This is a genomic window from Nocardioides ochotonae, assembly GCF_011420305.2.
GTDB lineage: Bacteria > Actinomycetota > Actinomycetes > Propionibacteriales > Nocardioidaceae > Nocardioides > Nocardioides ochotonae.
In genome coordinates, this window is sequence record NZ_CP061769.1 from 3,124,418 (window position 1) to 3,144,284 (window position 19,867).

The 19,867-nt window shown below is 72.9% G+C and carries 18 protein-coding genes; 5 read left to right on the plus strand and 13 right to left on the minus strand.

Annotation, left to right across the window (positions count from 1 at the left end):
* The first annotated feature begins 4 nt into the window (after positions 1-4).
* Both HBO46_RS15175 and HBO46_RS15180 read left to right on the plus strand, forming a co-directional pair.
* Positions 5-1,168, plus strand: coding sequence for an Mrp/NBP35 family ATP-binding protein (locus HBO46_RS15175; protein WP_166133178.1), 1,164 nt, complete (start codon positions 5-7; stop codon positions 1,166-1,168).
* A gap of 3 nt (positions 1,169-1,171) precedes the next feature.
* Positions 1,172-1,501 carry a sec-independent translocase gene (locus tag HBO46_RS15180; RefSeq protein WP_166133179.1) on the plus strand — a complete coding sequence of 110 codons (330 nt, stop codon included), beginning with the start codon at positions 1,172-1,174 and terminating at the stop codon, positions 1,499-1,501.
* A 21-nt stretch (positions 1,502-1,522) separates the two neighbouring features.
* Here the strand turns inward: HBO46_RS15180 and HBO46_RS20765 are convergent, their stop codons facing one another.
* A complete protein-coding gene (locus HBO46_RS20765; RefSeq protein WP_166133182.1) occupies positions 1,523-2,065 on the minus strand; it encodes a hypothetical protein in 543 nt (180 codons plus the stop codon).
* A gap of 151 nt (positions 2,066-2,216) precedes the next feature.
* On the opposite strand from HBO46_RS20765, the gene HBO46_RS20770 reads away from it, so the two are divergent.
* Entirely contained in the window at positions 2,217-2,345 is a 129-nt protein-coding gene (locus HBO46_RS20770; protein WP_263457779.1) for a hypothetical protein, read from the plus strand.
* A gap of 18 nt (positions 2,346-2,363) precedes the next feature.
* On the opposite strand, the gene HBO46_RS15190 is transcribed toward HBO46_RS20770, so the two are convergent.
* Genes HBO46_RS15190 through HBO46_RS15210 form a run of 5 tightly spaced genes read right to left on the minus strand, consistent with a single transcriptional unit; the run spans position 2,364 to position 7,955 of the window.
* Positions 2,364-4,025 carry a class I adenylate-forming enzyme family protein gene (locus tag HBO46_RS15190; RefSeq protein WP_166133184.1) on the minus strand — a complete coding sequence of 554 codons (1,662 nt, stop codon included), beginning with the start codon at positions 4,023-4,025 and terminating at the stop codon, positions 2,364-2,366.
* Positions 4,022-5,494: an aldehyde dehydrogenase family protein gene (locus tag HBO46_RS15195; protein WP_166133186.1), complete on the minus strand. Its 1,473-nt coding sequence runs from the start codon at positions 5,492-5,494 to the stop codon at positions 4,022-4,024. The genes HBO46_RS15190 and HBO46_RS15195 overlap by 4 nt, the downstream gene beginning before the upstream one ends.
* A 7-nt stretch (positions 5,495-5,501) precedes the next feature.
* On the minus strand, positions 5,502-5,885 hold the full coding sequence (locus tag HBO46_RS15200) for an FmdB family zinc ribbon protein (protein ID WP_166133188.1): 384 nt from the start codon (positions 5,883-5,885) through the stop codon (positions 5,502-5,504).
* A 7-nt stretch (positions 5,886-5,892) separates the two neighbouring features.
* Positions 5,893-7,188 carry a hydroxyacid-oxoacid transhydrogenase gene (locus tag HBO46_RS15205; RefSeq protein ID WP_166133190.1) on the minus strand — a complete coding sequence of 432 codons (1,296 nt, stop codon included), beginning with the start codon at positions 7,186-7,188 and terminating at the stop codon, positions 5,893-5,895.
* Positions 7,185-7,955: an N-acyl homoserine lactonase family protein gene (locus HBO46_RS15210; protein ID WP_166133191.1), complete on the minus strand. Its 771-nt coding sequence runs from the start codon at positions 7,953-7,955 to the stop codon at positions 7,185-7,187. Before HBO46_RS15210 ends, HBO46_RS15205 begins: the two co-directional genes overlap by 4 nt.
* A 244-nt stretch (positions 7,956-8,199) precedes the next feature.
* Here HBO46_RS15210 and HBO46_RS15215 point away from each other — a divergent pair, with 244 nt between their 5' ends.
* On the plus strand, positions 8,200-8,862 hold the full coding sequence (locus tag HBO46_RS15215; RefSeq protein WP_166133193.1) for a LysM peptidoglycan-binding domain-containing protein: 663 nt from the start codon (positions 8,200-8,202) through the stop codon (positions 8,860-8,862).
* 26 nt (positions 8,863-8,888) lie between these two features.
* On the plus strand, positions 8,889-9,509 hold the full coding sequence (locus HBO46_RS15220) for an Rv3235 family protein (RefSeq protein WP_166133195.1): 621 nt from the start codon (positions 8,889-8,891) through the stop codon (positions 9,507-9,509).
* 118 nt (positions 9,510-9,627) lie between these two features.
* Here HBO46_RS15220 and secA read toward each other — a convergent pair whose 3' ends face one another.
* The 7 genes from secA to mtrB all read right to left on the minus strand — a co-directional run bounded on the left by secA (position 9,628) and on the right by mtrB (position 19,862).
* Positions 9,628-12,435: a preprotein translocase subunit SecA gene (gene secA / locus HBO46_RS15225; protein ID WP_166133196.1), complete on the minus strand. Its 2,808-nt coding sequence runs from the start codon at positions 12,433-12,435 to the stop codon at positions 9,628-9,630.
* A 90-nt stretch (positions 12,436-12,525) separates the two neighbouring features.
* Entirely contained in the window at positions 12,526-13,755 is a 1,230-nt protein-coding gene (locus HBO46_RS15230) for a winged helix-turn-helix domain-containing protein (RefSeq protein WP_166133198.1), read from the minus strand.
* Between the two features lie 7 nt (positions 13,756-13,762).
* On the minus strand, positions 13,763-14,452 hold the full coding sequence (locus tag HBO46_RS15235) for a response regulator (RefSeq protein WP_166133200.1): 690 nt from the start codon (positions 14,450-14,452) through the stop codon (positions 13,763-13,765).
* A gap of 115 nt (positions 14,453-14,567) precedes the next feature.
* A complete protein-coding gene (gene hpf / locus HBO46_RS15240; protein WP_166133202.1) occupies positions 14,568-15,188 on the minus strand; it encodes a ribosome hibernation-promoting factor, HPF/YfiA family in 621 nt (206 codons plus the stop codon).
* A 433-nt stretch (positions 15,189-15,621) separates the two neighbouring features.
* The gene (locus HBO46_RS15245) at positions 15,622-16,344 is read right to left on the minus strand and encodes a ComF family protein (protein WP_166133204.1); all 723 of its coding nucleotides are present in this window, start codon (positions 16,342-16,344) and stop codon (positions 15,622-15,624) included.
* Between the two features lie 63 nt (positions 16,345-16,407).
* Entirely contained in the window at positions 16,408-18,225 is a 1,818-nt protein-coding gene (locus HBO46_RS15250; protein WP_166133206.1) for an LpqB family beta-propeller domain-containing protein, read from the minus strand.
* Positions 18,222-19,862: an MtrAB system histidine kinase MtrB gene (mtrB, locus tag HBO46_RS15255; RefSeq protein WP_166133208.1), complete on the minus strand. Its 1,641-nt coding sequence runs from the start codon at positions 19,860-19,862 to the stop codon at positions 18,222-18,224. The genes HBO46_RS15250 and mtrB overlap by 4 nt, the downstream gene beginning before the upstream one ends.
* Between the last annotated feature and the right edge of the window lie 5 nt (positions 19,863-19,867).

Consider the following 19,867-nt stretch of genomic DNA (forward strand, 5'->3'; position numbering starts at 1 on the left):
GATCATGAGCACCTCTCTGCTGGAGCAGGTCCGTGCCGCGCTCGCCACGGTCAACGACCCCGAGATCAAGCGGCCCATCACCGACCTCGGCATGGTCGACGCCGTCACGGTCGATGACACCGGCAAGGTGGACGTCAAGGTCCTGCTGACCGTCGCCGGCTGTCCGCTGAAGAGCACGATCGAGCGTGACGTCACCGCCGCCGTGACGAAGGTGCCCGGCATCTCCGGGGTCGACCTCGAGCTCGGCGTGATGAGCGACGACCAGCGCGCCAACCTGCGCACCGTCCTCGCCGACGGCAAGGCCCAGCGTGAGATCCCCTTCGCCCAGCCCGGCTCGCTGACCAAGGTCTTCGCGATCGCCAGCGGCAAGGGCGGGGTCGGCAAGTCCTCGGTGACCGTGAACCTCGCGGTCGCGATGGCCGGTCTCGGCCTCAAGGTCGGCCTGGTCGACGCCGACATCTACGGCCACTCGGTCCCGGCCATGCTCGGGATCGCCGACGCCCGGCCCACCCAGGTCGAGGACCTGATCATGCCCGTCCCGACGCCGAGCGGCGTCTCGGTGATCTCCATCGGCATGCTCAAGCCGCGCCGCGACCAGGTCGTCGCCTGGCGTGGCCCCATGCTCGACCGGGCGCTCGTGCAGATGCTCGCCGACGTCTACTGGGGCGACATCGACGTCCTGCTCCTCGACCTCCCGCCGGGCACCGGCGACATCGCGATCTCGCTGGGCCAGCACCTGCCCAGCACCGAGGTCGTCGTGGTCACCACGCCGCAGGAGGCGGCCGCCGAGGTCGCCGAGCGCGCCGGCACCATGGCCTCGATGATGCACCAGCGCGTCGTGGGCGTCGTGGAGAACATGAGCTACCTCCCCTGCCCGCACTGCGCCGAGGAGGGCAAGGACCACCGCCTGGAGATCTTCGGCTCCGGCGGCGGCGAGCGGGTCGCCGCGACGCTGTCGCAGCGGGTCGGCGCCGACGTGCCGCTGCTCGGCCGGATCCCGCTGGACACCACCCTGCGCGAGGGCGGCGACACCGGCAAGCCGATCGTGGAGAGCAACCCGACCGCCCCGGCCGCGCTCGCGCTGAGCGCCGTCGCCGAGCGGCTCGCAGGTCGCGGCCGCGGTCTCGCCGGACTCCAGCTGGGGCTCACCCCGACCAGCAAGTTCTGACCCGTGTTCGGCGTCGGGCTGGCCGAGGCGGCCGTCATCGCGTTCGTGGCGGTCATCGTCGTCGGCCCGGAACGGCTGCCGGTCCTGGCGAAGCAGGCCGCCCAGATGCTGCGCAAGGCCCGGACCTTCGCCAACGCGGCCCGCGACGAGCTGCGCGAGGAGCTCGGCCCGGAGTACGCCGACCTCGAGCTCACCGACCTCGACCCGCGGGCGATCGTGCGCAAGCACATCGTCGAGGCCATGGAGGACCCCGCCCCGGCTGCGCCGAAGCGCCGCGGCCTGCGTCCGCTCAACCCCGGCGAGCTCCCGCCGTACGACGCCGAGGCGACCTGAGCCGAACCGGCCGCGGGCTGCTCAGTCCTCGGCGCGTGAGCGCATCACCGCGAGCGCGCTGAAGGCCACCAGCAGCACCCGTCCCGCCGTACCGGCCTCGATCTCGACGAAGTCCGCGCCGACGCGCCGCAGCCGGCCTTCGTACGTCGCGCCGCTGCGCGTCACCGCCACGCACCGCTCCCCCGCCTCGGCGAGGCGCCGCAGCGCCGAGGCGAGCCCGAGGCGGGCCACCGGGGACCACGCCACCTCCGGGACCGCCCGCTCGGAGAGGCCCTGCGCCGCCTCCACGGCGTCGAGCACGACCAGCCGGTCCTGGCTGGCCGCGCTCACCAGGCACCAGGTCGGGCTCACCCGCACCAGCCGGCCCGCCACCGGGCCCGCTCCTGCCACCTCCAGCGCGACCTCCCGGTCCAGCGAGGCCATCAGCCGGGTGGCCAGGGAGACCGAGCGGTACTCCGCGCGCGCCCGGTCGGCGAGCTCCGGTGCCCGCTCGGCGTCGTACAGCGCGCCGGCCTGCTGCTCGAGCTCGTCGAGCACCGCGAAGAGGTCGTCCTCCCAGACCATGCCCGGGCTCCTCCCCCGCCCCTGACGACGGCAAACGGAGCACCCCGGGGATTGCGCACCGCGCGGGTCGGGCACCGGACCCGCGTCGCCCGCTCGGACCGAGCACCCGGGGGACACCGACCAGCACCGACCCGACACCCAGGAGAGACTCATGGCCTCCCCCGCGCTCGAGCGCACCGACCCCGACACCACCGACGGCCTCGGCGAGGCATCGGCGTTGGCGTTGCTGTGGCTCGTCCCCGCGGTCGCCCTGGTGCTCGCCCTGCTCGGCGTCGGCTGAGCCTCCCCGGCTCGGCCCTCAGGTGGGGCGGTCGCGCAGCTGGCGGCGCAGGATCTTGCCGGTCGTGGTCTTCGGCAGCTCCTCGAGGAACTCCACCGAGCGGGGGTACTTGTAGGCCGCCATCCGCTCGCGGGCCCAGTCGATGAGCTCCTCGGCGATCAGGGTGGCGCCGGGCCGCAGCGCGACGTACGCCTTGACGCTCTCACCGCGGTAGTCGTCGGGAACGCCGACGACCGCCACCTCGCGCACCGCGGGATGGCCGTAGAGCACGTCCTCCACCTCGCGCGGCCAGACCTTGTAGCCCGCGGCGTTGATCATGTCCTTGAGCCGGTCGACGAGGTAGAACCACCCGGCCTCGTCCATGAAGCCGACGTCCCCGGTGCGCAGCTCGCCACCCGGCAGCGACTCGGCGGTGGCGTCCGGGCGCCCCCAGTAGCCGGGCACCACGCCCGGCCCGGAGGTCGCGATCTCACCGAGCTCCCCGACCGGCACCTCGCTGCCGTCCGGGGCCAGGATCCGCACCGTGGTGTCGAAGATCGGCACCCCGATCGACAGCGCCCCGGAGCGCGGGTCCACCGGCGCCCGGGTGCCCAGCGGTACGGCGTGCGAGGGGCTGGTGGTCTCTGTCAGCCCGTAGATGTTGTGGATGTAGAGCCCGGTCTGTTCCTCGAAGCGGTCGGTCACCGCGGGCGCGATCGGTGCTCCCCCGGAGTACACCGCGCGCAGCGAGGACCAGTCCTCCCGGGTCGACCCCTCGGCGCCGGCCAGCGCGATGAACACGGTGATCGCACCGACGGTGAAGGTCGGCCGGTGCTCGCGGATCGCGTCGAGGACCACCTGCGGCTCGAAGCGGTGGGTGAGCACCAGCGGGCACCCGGTCAGCAGCGCCACGCACAGGTGCCCGACCATCCCGGTGATGTGGAACAGCGGCGCCACCCCGAGCACGACGTCGTCGGTGCCGAGGCCCATCCAGTCGCGGTAGGTCTGGGCGTTGAAGGCGAGGTTGGCCTGGGTGTTCATCGCACCCTTGGGCCGCCCGGTGGTGCCGGAGGTGTAGGTCAGCACCGCGACGTCGTCGGGTCCCGGGGAGGGCAGCGTCGGCACCGCCCCCGCGTGCTCGGCCAGCAGCGCACCCAGGTCCAGCGTGCCGGGCGGAGGTGCGAGGTCAACGGGCAGGACCCGGGGGTCGTCGCGGGTCTGGTCCTCGCGCGCGGAGCAGGTGATCACCGTGCGCACCCGGTGCTCCTCCTGGGCCAGCACCTGCGCGGCGACGCTCTCGTGCAGCTCGGCCAGGCACAGCAGCGCGGTCGCACCGGAGTCCTGCAGCAGGTAGGTGAGCTCGCCGTGCCGGTTCATCGGGTTGACCGCCACCGCGGCGCCGCCCGCCTTCCAGGCGGCGAGGTAGCCGACCGCGAGCGCCGGGTCGTTCTGCAGGTAGACCGCGAGCCGGTCGCCGGGCTCGAAGCCGCGGGCGACGAGGGCCTCCGCCAGGGCGTCGGAGCGGGCGTCGAGGTCACCGAAGCTCAGCGCGCCGTCGAAGTAGCGGATCGCCACCGCGTCGGGCTGACGTCCGACGGTGGCGCGGAACGCCTCGAGCATCGTGCGGTGCTCCGGGACGATCGAGGCCGGGGTGCCCGCGGGGTACAGCGAGAGCCAGGGCCGCTCGGCCGCGGCGCTCATCGGGGCCCTGCGGGGGCCTCGGCGCGCGGGGGCACCCGGACCACCACCGTCTTGGTCTGGCACATCTCGGCGAGCGCCTCGAAGCCCTTCTCCCGGCCGTAGCCGGACTTCCCGAACCCGCCGAACGGCAGCTCCACCCCGCCGCCGGCACCGTAGGCGTTGACGTAGACCTGCCCGGCCCGCAGCTCGGCGACCAGGTGATGGGCGGTGTCGAGGTCGCGGGTCCACACCGCGGCGATCAGGCCGTACGCCGTGCCGTTGGCCAGCGCCACCGCCTCCGCGGTGTCGGTGAACACCGAGGTGGCCAGCACCGGGCCGAAGACCTCCTCGCGGGCGATCTCCGCGGCGGGGTCCACCTCGTCGAAGACGGTCGGTGGGAAGAAGAAGCCCTCCGCGGGCGTGGGCACCCGGCCCGGGCCGCCGATCCGCGGTGCCGCGGTGCCGGCGGCCGCCTCGACCATGCCGCTGACCCGGGCCAGCTGACGCGCCGAGATCAGCGGACCGAGGTCGAGGTCGGCGGGTCCGGGCCCGATCCGCACCGCCGACAGCGCGGCGTCCAGCCGCTCCATCAGCTGCTCGTGCACCTCGGCGTGGACCAGCAGCCGCGAGCCGGCCGAGCAGGTCTGCCCGGCGTTCTGCAGCAGCGCCCGCACCACCGTCGGCACCACCAGGTCCAGGTCGGCGTCGGGCAGGACGACGTGCGGGGACTTCCCGCCGAGCTCGAGCGCGACCGGCACGATGTTGCGCGCCGCCGCGGCGGCGACCTCCTCCCCCACCGGCACCGAGCCGATGAACGAGAGATGGTCGATCCCGGGATGGGCGGCCAGGGCGGCCCCGGCCTCGGCGCCGAGCCCGGGCACCACGTTGAGCACACCCGGCGGCAGGCCCGCCTCGAGGGCGAGCTCGGCGATCCGCAGCACGCTGAGCGGCGCCTCCTCGGCCGGCTTGACCACCAGGCAGTTGCCGACCGCCAGCGCCGGGGCCATCGTGCGGGCCCCGATCTGCAGCGGGTAGTTCCACGGGATGATGTGCCCGGTCACGCCGTACGGCTCGTGCCGGGTCCAGGCCAGGTAGCCGTCGAGGTCGGGCAGGGTGTGGCCGAAGAACGCCTCGACCACCGAGGCGTAGTACTCGAAGTAGCGGGCCGCGACGGCGGTGTCGGCACGGGCCTGGGCCAGCGGCTTGCCGGTGTCGTGGCTCTCCAGGTCGGCGAGGTCCTCGAGGTCGCGCCGGATGAGCTCGCCGGTGCGGCGCAGCACCGTCGCGCGGGCCTCCGCGCTGCGTGCGCGCCAGCCCGCCGTGGCCGCCCGGGCCGCCGCCACCGCGCGCTCGATCTCGTCGGCGCCGCCGCGCGCCACCCGGTCGAGCAGCCGCCCGGTCGAGGGGTCCAGGACGTCGATCGCCTCCGCCGTCGGCACCGCCTTGCCGTCGATCAGGCACGGGCGCGGCTCCGCGCCGGGCACCCTCATCGCCGGCTCAGTCCTCGGCGGGCGGGGTCGGGGCGCTCGGCGGGGTGTCGCCGACCCGCAGCGGCGTGTCGTGGTAGCGGCCCTCGTGGGCCAGCACCGCGCGCCGGTCGCCCGCGAGCTCGGGGTACTTCTCCTCGAGACGCTGGCGCCCGTCCCACTGGTGGCGCAGGTGCCGGACGTACTCGCGGTCCGCACCCCCGGTGCCCTTCCAGGTCTGGGGCATCTGCTCGCGCGACAGACCGGCGCTGGCGACACCGCCGATCGCCGCCGCCCCGGGGATCCGCGCGCAGGCGGCGCCGCACGCCGGGCAGCTCTGGGCGTCGCGGTCGGCGATCGGGACCAGCCGCTCGAAGTGGTGGCCGTCGGGGCAGCGGTAGTCGTACGTCGGCACGCCGGGCCTACCAGTTCTCGATCGAGCGGGCGAAGATCCCGGCGATGTCGTCCTCGGTGACCGGACGCGGGCAGGTGGCGAGCAGCCGCTGCTGCTTCATGGTCCCCGGGACCAGGTCGGCGATGTCGTCCTCGGTGTAGCCGACCGCGCCGATGCCGTTGGGGATCCCGATGTCGCGCATCAGGCTGGTGAGCACCGCCGGCAGCTGCTCGGAGGCGTCGTCGAGCCGGTCGTGGCGGGGGTCGAGGAGCGACGCCGCGCGCAGGTGCCGCTCCGGGGCGCTCTCGAAGCTGAACCGGAACGCCTCCGGCGCGGTCAGCGACACCGACTGGCCGTGCGGCACCATCGGCTCGTCCTGCGGGTAGCCGGCGGGGCGGTAGTCCTTGACCATGCCGGCGATCGGGTAGGCGTTGGCGTGCGGGACGTGCACGCCGGAGTTGCCGAAGCCCATGCCGGCGAAGGTGGCCGCCATCATCATGTCGGAGCGGGCCTGGAGGTCGTCGCCGTCGTGGACGGCGGTGCGGAACGACTCGGCGAGCAGGGTCATCGACCGCTCGCACCACAGGTCGGAGATGGGATTGGCCCCGCAGTAGGTGACCCGCTCCTCGGGCCGCTTGCGGTCGAAGGTCCGGTACCAACGAGCGGTGTAGGACTCCACGGCGTGGCACACGATGTCCATGCCGGCGGCGGCGGTGACCTCCGGCGGCAGCGAGAGGGTGACGAGCGGGTCGATCACCGCGAGGGTGGGGCGCAGGCGCCAGTGGCTGATGCCGGTCTTGACCTTCATCGAGAGCACGTCGAGCACGCACATGGCCGTGCTCTCCGAGCCGGTCCCGGCGGTGGTCGGCACCGCGATCAGCGGCTTGAGCTGCCCGCGGGGCGCCGTGGCCCGCCCGATCGGCTTGTTGAGGTAGTCCATCAGCTCGCCACCGTCGGTGGTCATCAGGTTGACGGCCTTGGCGGTGTCGATCGCCGAGCCGCCGCCGACGGCGACGAACCCGTCCCACGGGCCCTGCTCACGGGCGTAGCCGGCCGCCTTGTCCATGCTGTCGTCGGTCGGCTCCACATGGACCCCGTCGAAGATCTCCGACTCGATGCCCTGGGCGGACAGCGAGTCGGCGATCCGGGCCGGGATCCCGGTGGCGTTGACCGTCGCGTCGGTGATGATCAGGACCCGGCGGACGTCGTACTGCGACATCTCGAAGCCGATCTCGTCGACGGCGCCCGCACCGAACTTCAGCGGCGGCGCCCCCCAGGTGAAGATCGTCTCCTCGGTGCGCTCCTGCGTCCCGTCCGCGCTCATCGGTAGCTCCCGGTCGGCGCCACCCGCAGCTGGTGGATCTGGTCGGAGTCATGGCCGAAGACCACCGTCGCGTCGGACTCGGCGGCGATGCCGCGCAGCTTCTCGACCGAGGCGTACCACTGCTCGAGGTTGTTGACGATGGCGGCGGGCACCGACGGCGGTCCGAAGCTGTCGCCCATGTAGATCGCGTCGGCGGTGAAGATCATCGTCCCGGTCTCGGGGAGGTCCACGCGCATGGACATGCTCCCCGGGGTGTGGCCGGGCGTCTGGATGAAGCTGACGCCGGGCAGGAACTCCACGTCGCCGGAGACGGTCTCGAAGTGCAGGTCCTCGTAGTCGGCCTTGAGGTGGGCGCCGGTGAAGGCGCCCTCGAACCCGAACGCGAAGTCCTTCTCCACGTCGCTGCAGATCAGGCGCGCGTCGGTCTCCTTGAACAGCTGGGCGTTGCCGGCGTGGTCGAAGTGCAGGTGGGAGAAGACGACGAAGTCGATGTCCCCGGGGGTCAGGCCGAGCTGGCCGAGGCGGGAGTCGAGGTACTCGTCCTCGGAGACCTTGTCGTAGGGGAAGAAGTTCTGGAGCCCGGTGGGCTCCCATCGCTCCTCCCAGTCCCGCGGGCAGCTGGTGTCCCACAGCAGCTTGCCCTCGGGGGTGTCCACCAGCACGCAGTGGCTGGGGACGTCGGTCCACTCGGCCGGCAGGTGCTTGTTGTGTCGGGTGCGGATGGCCCGACCCGGCGCCAGCAGCAGCCAGGTGAGGTCGGCGGTCATTGCCCCGCACGGAAGAATGCTGACGGTCGTCCCTGTGGCCACGGATTCGCTCCCTGCTGCCTGGATGGTGCGCCGCACCTTTCTCCCGCGCCCGACGCCTGTCAACCCCCGAACGTGATGCCGGCCACTTTCGAGCGCCCCGCGTTCCGGCCTCCCGCATCTTGTGGAGACGGCGTTGACCGAGCCATCAAAGAGGCGTTGTCTGAGGCAAACGCAAGCAAACGCAAGGATTGCGAGACTCGCGATGGCCACTTCCTCCCCCGCAGCACGCGGTCTCCGCACCGCCGTCGTCTGGGCGAGCGCCACCGGTCTCGCGCTGCTCGCGCACCGCGCCCTCGTCCCCGAGGTCGCCGTCCTGCTGCGCGGCGGATCGGACCGGACCTTCGAGGAGCTCCTGGTCGGCGTCTGCGCCCTGCTCCTCCTCGCCTGCGCCGGGTGGGCATGGCTCGTCACGACGGTGGTGAGCCTCGAGGCCCTCGCGGGCATCAGGCTCGCCGCCGTCCCCGGGGTGCCGCGCCTCGCCCGGCGCGCGCTGCTCGCGGCCTGTGGCGTCGCCGTGGTGAGCGGGCTGGCGGTCCCGGCGGGTGCGAGCGCCCCCGCCGACCCCGGCCCCGGCCTTGGCATCGCGCTCCTCGCCGGCCTGCCGCTCCCCGACCGCCCGAGCGGCGGCACCCGCCCCGCGCCCGCCGACGAGCCGGCCCCGGCGATGAGCGCGCACACGGTGGTCGTGGCTCCCGGCGACACCCTCTGGTCGCTGGCCCGCGCCGACCTCGTCCGCGCCGGCACGGCACCCACCGACCTCGCCGTACAGGCCCACACGCGCCGCGTGCACCAGCTCAACCGGGACCGCCTCGGTCCCGACCCCGACCTGATCCATCCCGGCCAGCGGCTGCGGATGCCTCGCTGACACACCGTCCTGCGAAGGAGAGCACCATGTCCTACCCGTCGTCACACCCCTCGTTGTCCCAGCCCCCGCAGCTCCGGGTCCGCGCGCTGGGTCCGTCGCTGGGCCCATCCCTGGGCCCATCCCTGGGCGCACCCCGCACCGTCGCGGTCGGCAGCGTGCAGGGCACCCTCGCCCTCGACCTGCTGCCGGCCAGCGACCCGCCGGCGCCCACGCCGCTGACCCGGCCCGTGGCCGACCTGCGCCCCGGCACCGTCGGTGAGGTGGTCCCGATCGACCTGCGCTGGCGCCGCGAGGTCGAGGAGTGGTCGCACCGGTTCGCCCAGGCGGCCGTCGAGATCGTCGGTGGGGACCGCCCCGCCACCCAGCTGCTTCGCTGGACCACCCGCTCGGTGTACGCCGACCTCGAGCGGCGCGCCCTGCTGGTGGCCCGGGCCGGCGGCCACGAGCCCGGCACCGCCCGGGTGCAGCCGGTACGGCCCCGGGTGCTGAGCGTGCGCGCCTGCTTCGTGGAGCGCACGGTCGTGGAGGCCGGCATCCACGTGCGCTACGGCGAGCGCTCGCGTGCGGTGGCCGCGCGCTTCGAGCTGCGCCGCCCCCGCCACGAGACGCGGGCACGCTGGCTGTGCACCGCCCTGGACTTCGCCTGACTTCGCCTGACTTCGCCTGCCCACCGACGAGCCACGGCGCGGGACCGACCGTGGGGGGTCGGTCCCGCGCCGTGGCTACGGGCGCTGCGTCAGGTACCGGTCAGGCTGCGGGTGGTCCTCAGCTGACCCGGGCGGTGAGCCCGGTCGGGCCGCCGGGGCGGCCGTGGCACTGCTTGAACTTCTTGCCCGAGCCGCACGGGCAGGCCGCGTTGCGGCCCACGCCGGCGTACTCGTCGTCGACGGCCTCGGCGTGGACCTCGGCCTCGCCGTCCTCGGACGGCGCGGAGTAGGTCAGGTTCTGCGGCGGGCGCGGCGCCTCGAGGCCCTTGGCCTTGATCTGCGGGCTCGCCGGGGCCTCGGCCGGGACCGGCTGACGCATCGGCTCCACGACCTCGGGCTCCTCCTCGACGAGCCCGTCGGACTCCTCCTCGACGGTGACCTCGAGGTTGAACAGGAAGCCGACGGCCTCCTCCTTGATGCCGTCCATCATGGCCGCGAACATGTCGAAGCCCTCGCGCTGGTACTCCACCAGCGGGTCGCGCTGGGAGTAGGCCCGCAGGTAGATGCCCTCGCGCAGGTAGTCCATCTCGTAGAGGTGCTCGCGCCACTTGCGGTCCAGCACCGAGAGCAGCACGCGACGCTCGAGCTCGCGCATGACCTCCTCGCCGACCTCCGCCTCGCGGGCGTCGTACGCCGCGTGGGCGTCGGCCTTGAGCGCCTCGATCAGCTCCTCGCGCTGCAGCGCGCCCTGGTCACCGGCCACCTCGGCGAGCAGGTCGTCGCGGGTCAGCGAGACCGGCCAGATCTGCCCGAGGTCGACCAGCAGCTGGTCGAGGTCCCACTCCTCCGCGAACTCCTGGGTCGCCCCGGTGACGACACCGGTGACCACGTCGTCGAGGAACGAGCGGATCTGCTCGCGCAGGTCCGCGCCCTCGAGCACCTCGCGACGCTCGGCGTAGATGACCTTGCGCTGGCGGTCCATGACGTCGTCGTACTTGAGGACGTTCTTGCGGGACTCGAAGTTCTGCGACTCGACCTGGCCCTGGGCGTTGGCGATCGCGTTGGTGACCCGCTTGTTCTCGATCGGCACGTCGTCGGGGATCTTGAGCATCTGCAGGACCCGGTCGACCCACTCCGACTTGAACAGCCGCATCAGCTCGTCCTCGAGCGAGAGGTAGAACCGGGACTCGCCCGGGTCGCCCTGACGACCGGAACGACCGCGCAGCTGGTTGTCGATGCGGCGCGACTCGTGACGCTCGGTGCCGACGACGTAGAGGCCGCCGAGCGCCTTCACCTCGTCGTGCTCGGCCTCGACCTGGCCGCGGATCTGCTCGACCATCGCGGGCCAGGCGGCCTCGTAGGCCTCGGTGGTCTCGCCGGAGGGCTCCAGGCCCTGCTTGCGCAGCTCCTGGTCGGCGAGGAACTCCACCGCGCCACCGAGCATGATGTCGGTGCCTCGACCGGCCATGTTGGTGGCGACGGTGACCGCGCCGCGGTGACCGGCCATCGCGACGATCTTGGCCTCGTCGGCGTGGACCTTGGCGTTGAGGACGTTGTGCGGGATGCCGCGGGTGCGCAGCAGGTCGCTGAGCAGCTCGGACTTCTCCACCGACACGGTGCCGATCAGCACCGGCTGGCCGTTGTTGTGACGCTCGGCGATGTCGTCGGCGACCGCCTCGTACTTCGCCTTCTCGGTGCGGTAGACGAGGTCGGGCTGGTCGATGCGCAGCATCGGCTTGTTGGTCGGGATCGGGACGACGCCGAGCTTGTAGGTCTTGTCGAACTCGCTGGCCTCGGTCATCGCCGTGCCGGTCATGCCCGAGAGCTTCTCGTAGAGACGGAAGTAGTTCTGCAGGGTCACGGTGGCGAGGGTCTGGTACTCCTCGCGGACCTGGACCGACTCCTTGGCCTCGATCGCCTGGTGCAGGCCGTCGTTGTAGCGGCGCCCGGACAGGATGCGGCCGGTGTGCTCGTCGACGATGAGCACCTCGCCGTTCATGACGACGTACTCCTTGTCCTTGCGGAACAGCTCCTTGGCCTTGATGGAGTTGTTCAGGAAGGAGATGAGCGGGGTGTTCACCGACTCGTAGAGGTTCTCGATGCCGAGGTGGTCCTCGACCTTGGTGATGCCGGGGCCGAGCACCGAGATCGTGCGCTTCTTCTCGTCGACCTCGTAGTCGACGTCCTTGTCGAGCTTGCGCGCGATCCGCGCGAACTCGCCGTACCACTTGACCTCGTCCTGGGTCGGGCCGCTGATGATGAGCGGGGTCCGGGCCTCGTCGATGAGGATCGAGTCGACCTCGTCGACGACCGCGAAGTAGTGGCCGCGCTGCACGCACTCCTCGATGGAGCCCGCCATGTTGTCGCGCAGGTAGTCGAATCCGAGCTCGTTGTTGGTGGCGTAGGTGATGTCGCAGTTGTAGGCCTCGCGCCGCTGCGCCGGGCGCATCTCGGGGAGGATCACGCCGACCGTGAGGCCGAGGAAGTGGTGGATGCGCCCCATCTGCTCGGACTGGTACTTGGCGAGGTAGTCGTTGACCGTGACGACGTGGACGCCCTTGCCGGTGAGCGCGTTGAGGTACGACGGCAGCGTCGCGACCAGGGTCTTGCCCTCACCGGTCTTCATCTCGGCGATGTTGCCGAGGTGGAGCGCCGCGCCGCCCATGATCTGCACGTCGAAGGGCCGCATGCCGGTGACGCGCTTGGAGGCCTCGCGCACGGTGGCGAAGGCCTCGGGCATCAGGTCGTCGAGGTCCTCGCCGTTGGCGAGGCGCTCGCGGAACTCGTCGGTCATCGCGCGGAGCTCGGCGTCGCTCATCGCCACGAAGTCGTCCTCGATGGCGTTGACCGCCTTGGCGACCGCCTCGAGCTGACGGAGGATCTTGCCCTCTCCGAGACGGAGGAGGCGGTCGAGGATGGCAGGCACGAGTAGGTAGCTCCTTGGAATGGTTGCGGCGCGCTGCGCCACTCTACCCAGCCGAGGTGAGCGTCCCTAACCATTCCGCCGGACTGGTGGTCACGATCCGGCCCGGTCGTCGAGCGTGGTGCCCAGTCCGGCGGCCAGTGCGGCGGCGAGGTCGCCCCGCGGCGCGACCACCGGCGCGCCCGCGTCGAGGCCGAGCCAGCCGGCCAGCACCTCCAGCTCGGCGGCCAGCTCGGCGGCGGTGTGCGCCGGTGCCCCCGGCTCGGCGTACGCCGCCTGGACCAGCAGCCGGCCGGCGCGCCGGTCGGCCTTGAGGTCGACGCGGGCCACCAGCTCCTCGCCCAGCAGGAACGGCAGCACGTAGTAGCCGTGCACCCGCTGGTCGGCCGGCACGTAGATCTCGATGCGGTAGCGGAACCCGAAGAGCCGCTCGGTGCGCTCGCGCTCCCACACCACCGGGTCGAAGGGGCTCAGCAGCGCCCGGGCTCCGATCCGGCGCGGCAGCCGGGCCTCGCGGTGCAGGTACGCCGGGCGCGCCCAGCCCTCCACGCGGACGGCCTGGAGCTCGCCGTCCTCGACCAGCTCGGCGACGGCGGTGCGGGTGTCCTCGAGCGGCATCCGGTAGTAGTCGCGCAGGCACTGCAGCGTGGCCACCCCGTGGGAGCGCGCCGCGCGACGCACCAGCTCGCGCGAGGCCTCGGCCCGAGAGGGCACCGGCGCCTCCAGGACGTGCGCGGGCAGGACCCGCTCGGGAAGGTCGTAGCGGACCTCGAAGGCGGGGTTGCGCCCGGCCACGGCCAGCTGGCCGCTCATGAACAGGTGGTCGAGCACCTTGCGCGTCTCCGACCAGTTCCAGCCCCAGTGCTCGCGGGTGCGTGTCCCGCCGCCCAGGATCGCGTCGATCTCCCGGGCCGTCGAGGGACCACGGGCGGCGACCTCCCGGCGTACGGCGTCCTCGAGGTCGTGGTCGGCGGTGAAGCCCCACTTGCCGCGCTGCTCGCGGTAGCCGGCCATCCGGTGCTGCATGTGCGGCCACAGCTCGACGGGCATCAGCGCCTGCACGTGGGCCCAGTACTCGACCAGGCGGCGCGGGCGCTGCTCGGCGGCGCGGGTGAGCAGCGCGGTGTCGTAGGGGCCGATGCGGGAGAAGACCGGCATCAGGTGCGCGCGCTGGAGGACGTTGACGGAGTCCACCTGCAGCACCCCGGTGCGGGCCACGGCCCGGCTGAGCGTCCGCATCGTGGGTACCGCGTGCGCCCGGTCCGCGAAGCCCTGGGCGGCCAGGGCGACCCGGCGGGCCTGGGCGGAGCTCAGCGATTCCATGACGAGGTCACGGAAGGTCGAGCAGCTTCTCCTTGACCGCGTACATGACAGCCTCCATCCGCGAGTGCAGCTGGAGCTTCTCCAAGATGTTGCGCACGTGGTTCTTCACGGTGTTCTCGGAGATGTAGAGCTCCTTGGCGATCTCGCGGTTGTTCATCCCCTTGGCGACCAGCCGGAGCACCTCGAGCTCGCGGTCGGTGAGCCGCAGGCCCGAGACGGGGTCGCGCTCGGGGCGGGCCATCTGCTTGAACTCGTCGAGCAGCTTGACCGCCATCGACGGGCTGATCAGCGACTGGCCGTCGGCGACCACCCGGACCGCCTGGGCGACCTCGTCGATCGAGGAGTCCTTGAGCAGGTAGCCCGAGGCGCCGCTCTTGACGGCCTCGTAGAGGTCGCTCTCCTCGTCGGAGACGGTCAGCATGATGATCTTCGCCGACGGGACGGCGTCCTTGATCGCCTGGCAGGCCTCGATCCCCGAGCGGCGCGGCATCCGCACGTCGAGCAGGACGACGTCGGGCGCCGTGGTGGCGGCCAGGTCGGTGCCCTCCAGGCCGTCGCCGGCCTCGCCGACGACCTCGATGCCCGCCTCGACGGCCAGCAGCATGGTGAGCCCCCGGCGGAAGAGCTCCTGGTCGTCGACCACCAGCACGCGCACCGGCTCATGGCCGGTGGCAGTTCCCGTCACAGTCCCCGTCATTTCGGAATCATGACACGCCGGCGGCCGTTCTGCCTGCCCCCTCGGGCCCGATCGGTACGGACGCGCCGACGGGGTGGCCCGATCGGGGCCACCCCGCCGTACGGGTCGGTTCGGCTCAGTCCTGCTGGACGTCGAGCGTGATCACGCCGTAGTCGTAGCCGCGCCGGCGGTAGACCACCGACGGGCGCTCGCTCTCCTTGTCGACGAAGAGGTAGAAGTCGTGGCCCACGAGCTCCATCTCGTAGAGCGCCTGGTCGAGGGTCATCGGCGTCGCCGGGTGGGTCTTCTCCCGGACCACCAGCGGCCCGTCACCGGTGACCTCGATCGGCCCGACCTTGCGCGCGACGGCCTCGTCGGCGTCCGGCTCGTCGGGCTCGACGGTCGGCATCGCCGCCAGCGCCTCGCCCACGGAGGCCGGGGCCTTCGCGCCGCGGTGCACGCGGCGACGGTCGGCCGCCTTGCGCATCTGGGAGGCCATCTTGTCCAGCGCCAGGTCGAGCGCCGCCATCTTGTCGGCGGCGGCCGCCTCGGCGCGGATGACCGGGCCCTTGGAGAAGGCGGTCAGCTCGAGCCGGACGCCCTGGTCCTGTTGGCGACGGTTCGGTTCACAGTCGACGACGACGTGCACCCGCATGATCCGGTGATCGTGCTTCTCCAACCGCGCCAGCTTGTCCTCGCAGTGCTCCCGGAATCGATCCGAGATCTCGCAGTTGCGACCAGTGACCACAACTTCCATGTGAACCTCCCGTTGAACAGTTGGTTGCCTTCATCGAAGCCCGACCCTCCTGGGAGCAGGCCGGGACACGGGCCGTGGGGCCCTGGTCCCGGAGCGGGTCGGGGAGGGTGGAGTCCGCCCGGCCGACCTGGTCTTCGTCCCCACAATCGCCTGCTGAGACGTTCGCAGCTTCTCTGCCACTACTGGCCTTCTCCCGGGGAACGCCGCATATGACGGCGGGACCGGGGCAGGACTTACCTCTAAGCCGCACCGTGATCGTCCGTCCTCGCGGACGGACTTACGTGGACCGCTTCGCCTGCGACTGGCATCGGCTTGCCGGGGACACACAGGTGTGCCGCCGACGCAACCACGGACCCGGGCGGACTCCATGCACTAGACGGTAGTCAGTCCCTGGTTCGCACGAAAGGAGGGGGGTCCCTCCGTGCGGGTGGTCTCACCTGTTGGTCAGCGCGGACCCCGGGAACCGGCGCCGGGTGGCCGCCACGACGCCCACCCCGGCCACCGCCAGCCCCACCGACTCCAGCGCGCGCTGAGCCTCCCGGGCACTCGAGCCGGTGGTCAGGACGTCGTCGCAGACCACGACCCGGGCGCACGGCGTGCGGAGCGCCAGCCGGCGCAGCCGGGCGCTCGGGCAGGCCATCGATCCGGCCAGGTTGGCCGCCCGCTCCCCCGCGCCGAGGCCCGACTGGTCGACCACCCCCGGCCGGGAGACCAGCAGCCGGACGGCGCGGACGGCGTACCCCTCACGCCGCAGGCGGGCCGCCGCCCCGGCGGTCATGGCGTACGTCGGGTCGTGGCCGCGGCTGCGCACGCTGGCGGGCCGCGAGGGCACCGGCACCAGGACCAGCGTGCCGGCGCGGGCGGGGTCGCCGGGCAGCCCGGCCGCCGCGGCGACCGCGGTGGCCAGGAGCCGGGCCAGCGGACGGCCCAGGGCGAGCATCCGGCGCTCCTTGTGACCCACGACGAGGGCGCGGAGCAGGTCGTCGTAGGCGCCGGTCGCCCACGGCGTCACCAGTCCCGCCGGCACCGGGCTCGGCCACGCGGGGTGGGCGGTGCCGGGCAGGGCGGCGTCGCAGGACGCGCACAGCAGCCGTCCCGGACGCGCGCAGCCCACGCAGGCGCTGCCGAGCAGCAGGTCGCTCACCGCGTCGCGCACCGGTCCAGCCCAGCACCGGGCGACCGACCGGGCAAGCGGGGCCCGCGCCGGCTGTGGACCGGCTCAGCCCACGTAGCCCAGGTCGGTCACGTCGGGGTCGATCGGGAGAGGGCGGGCGACGGCCCCGGAGATGTCGATCGCCTCGTCGTCCCCGGTCACCACGAACATGCCGGGGCCGGCCCCGGGCGTGGCGGCAAGACTGAGCACCCGGCCCTCCAGGGTCGCGATGCTGTCGATGCTCGACGCGGCACCGTCCACGGACACCGTGCGGACCTCCCACAGCTGCCCGGCGACGCGGGTGAGCGCCGCGACGGTGGCCGGGCTCTGCCAGGCCAGGTCGCGGATGCGCGGCGAGGTGTCCGGGTCCACGCGGATCAGCCGGGCCCGTGTGCCGCCGAGCGGCAGGCCCTGCTCGTCGTGACGCAGCCGGCTCATCGCCAGCACGTCGGCCCGGCCGCGCCGTACGACGGCGACCAGACGTGAGGAGTCCCGCGAGACCAGGAAGGAGGAGACGTCGGCGCCGGTGATCCCGGGTACCTCGACCTCACGCACCCGGCCCCCCATCACCTGGTGCACCCGGGCCCCGGAGGCGGTCCGCTCGACCAGCCAGAGCCGACCGGCGAAGTCCCAGACCGGGTCGAGCAGGTCCTGGCCACCCGCGAAGAGGGTGCGCACCGAGCCGCCGATGCTCCCGCTCCCCTCGCCCTCGGGGTCGCCGGAGCCGTCGGCGTCGTCCGGCTCGCCCGCGGTGACCGGCGCGGACAGCACCCGGGCGCCGTCGGTGGTGACGGCGGCAGCCGTGCGGGCGTCCAGATCCACCGCCACGCTCCTCACGCCGTAGTCGGCGACGCCGAACGGGCCGGTGACAGGCCCCAGAGCGTCGGGGAGCCCGGAGACCAGCCGGCCGTCGTTCAGCCCGAAGACGGCAGCGCTCGCGCGGTAGCCCCCCGGGTCGAACTCGGCGCCCGACTCGACCGAGAAGACGGTGTCGCCGTTGGCCAGCTGCACCGGTACGTCGCCGACCCGCAGCCGGAAGGCCTCGATCCCGGGCACCTGCCGCAGGGTCCACGCCAGCTGGGTGACCAGCCGGGTGAGCGACTCGGCAGCGGGACGCCCGACGGCACCGACCAGCGCGATGTCGGCGACCCCGTCGGCCACGGGGACCGAGAGACCGGCATCGAGCCCCACCGGCACGAAGCTGCGCATCACCTGCTTGAGCCCGGGCGCCGGCCCGGCGATCAGGCCGTCCACCAGGGTGGTCGCCAGCTCGTCCCCGCCCGGGACGAAGACCGGCTCCGGGACCAGGATCCGCGCGGTCGGGTCGAAGTAGTACAGCGCGACGCTGCGGAAGCGTTGCTGGAAGAACTGCTCGGAGACGACCATCGCGTCGGGCGCCTCGGCGATGCGCCACTCGCCGTCCTCGCTGACCACCTCGAAGTCCAGGGTCCGCCGGTCCGGGCCGAGCGATCCCTGCCACGCACCGCGGGAGTCGTAGATGTCACCGCCGGCCGGGAGCTCCACGTGCATCCTCGAGCCGTTCCCGACCGGGGCGCCGCGCTCGGCGTAGGTGATGGTGGCCCGCTCCGGGCTCCACGACGCCTGGGCGTCCTGGGTGAGGAACTGACGCGCGGAGTTGGCCTGGACCGGCGCCGCCATCATCGCGTCGAGGAACCCCCGCACGATCTCCGAGGGCGCAGCGTCGGGCTGCGGCGGGAGCGGGTCGTAGGTGTAGCCCGTGTAGCCCTCGGCCTCGCTCTCGGCCCCGATCTCCTCGCTCTGCACGATCGGGCCCTCGTCGGGCATCCGCACGCAGGCGCCGGCCGAGGCGATCAGGACGAGGCTCGCCAGCAGCGCCGCGCCGCGGCGTACCCAGGCACTCATCGCGAGACCTTCGGGCTCGTCCGGGCGTCGGCGGGGACGAGCGGCAGCGGGCTGCGGGTGAGGGTCTGGCCGATGTGGCGCGGCAACGTCAGCCGGAACTGGGCGCCCTCGCCGGGGCGGCCCCAGGCCTGGAGCCAGCCGCCGTGGAGGTGGGCGTCCTCCAGGGAGATGGAGAGGCCGAGGCCGGTGCCGCCGCTGCTGCGGGCACGGGCGGGGTCGGCTCGCCAGAACCGGTTGAAGACCAGTGCCGACTCCCCCGGCGCCAGCCCGACGCCGTGGTCGCGCACGGTGATCGCGGCGGCGTGCTCGTCACCGGCGACCTCGACCACGATCTCGTCGCCGCGGCCAGCGGTGTCGGCATGGTCGATCGCGTTGGTGACCAGGTTGCGCACGATCCGCTCGATGCGGCGGATGTCGGCCTCGGCCAGGCACGGGTGGTCCGGCGCGCGCAGGACGACGCGTACGTCGCGCTGCGCCGCCAGCGGACGGGTCGCGTCGACGACGCGGTGGGCGATGTCGACGAGGTTGACGTCGTCGGCGTCGAGCACCGCCGCCCCGGCGTCGAACCTGCTGATCTCCAGCAGGTCGACGAGCAGCGTCTCGAAGCGGTCCAGCTCGTTCTGCAGCAGCTCGGCGGCACGCCGGGTCGTGGGGTCGAAGCTGTCGCGGGCGTCGTGGAGGACGTCGCCGGCCATCCGCACGGTGGTCAGCGGCGTGCGCAGCTCGTGGGAGACGTCGGAGACGAAGCGGTGCTGGACCCGGCTGAGCTCCTCGAGCTGGCGGATCTGGCGCTGCAGGTTGCTGGCCATCTGGTTGAACGAGGTGGCCAGCCGGGCCAGGTCGTCCTGGCCCGAGACGCGCAGGCGCTCCTGCAGGCGGCCCGCGGCCAGGCGCTCGGCGACCTCGCGCGCCATCCGGATCGGGGTGACGACCTGGCGGGTGACCAGCCAGGCGACGCCCGCGACCAGGACGAGCAGCAGGACCGCGGCGGTCAGCAACGCCCGGGTGACCAGGCCGAGGGTCTCGCGCTGGTCGTCGAGGGGGAAGAGGAAGTAGAGGGTGTAGGTGCCGCCGTCGGCGACCAGCGTCACCTGCGAGCCGACCACGATGCCCGGCTCCTCGTCGACGACGTTGCCGTCGTCGTCGACGGTGCGGATCGTGGTGTAGGTCCACGCGGTGCCGGCACGCTCGGAGAAGTGGTCCTCCAGCGAGGCCGGCACGCTCAGGCGGTCCAGCCCGGGCGAGGATCGTGCCCCGCCGTCGGCGATCCGGCCGGTGTTCTCCCCCAGCGGCCCGGCGAGCACGACCCCGAAGTCGCGCGCGACGCCGCGGGCGATGATCGGCTCGATGAGCTCGGCCTGCTGGGAGGTGGCGTCGGCCTTGGTGCCCGGCACCGCCTGGAGCCGGCTGCGCGCCTCCAGCATCTCGTTGCCGACCTCGGCGACGACCGCGTCGGCGCGGTTGTCGAGCAGCCCGTCACGGGTCTGCTGGAGCAGCACCCAGCCGACCACGCTCACCGCGACCGCGGTGAGCACGAGCGTGCTGGCCACCACCCGGGCCTGGATCGACCGGCGCCAGACGGTCAGTGCCCGGCGTATCCCGGCCGGGACGGTGCGAGGCGCTCGGACCCGGAGCACGCGGC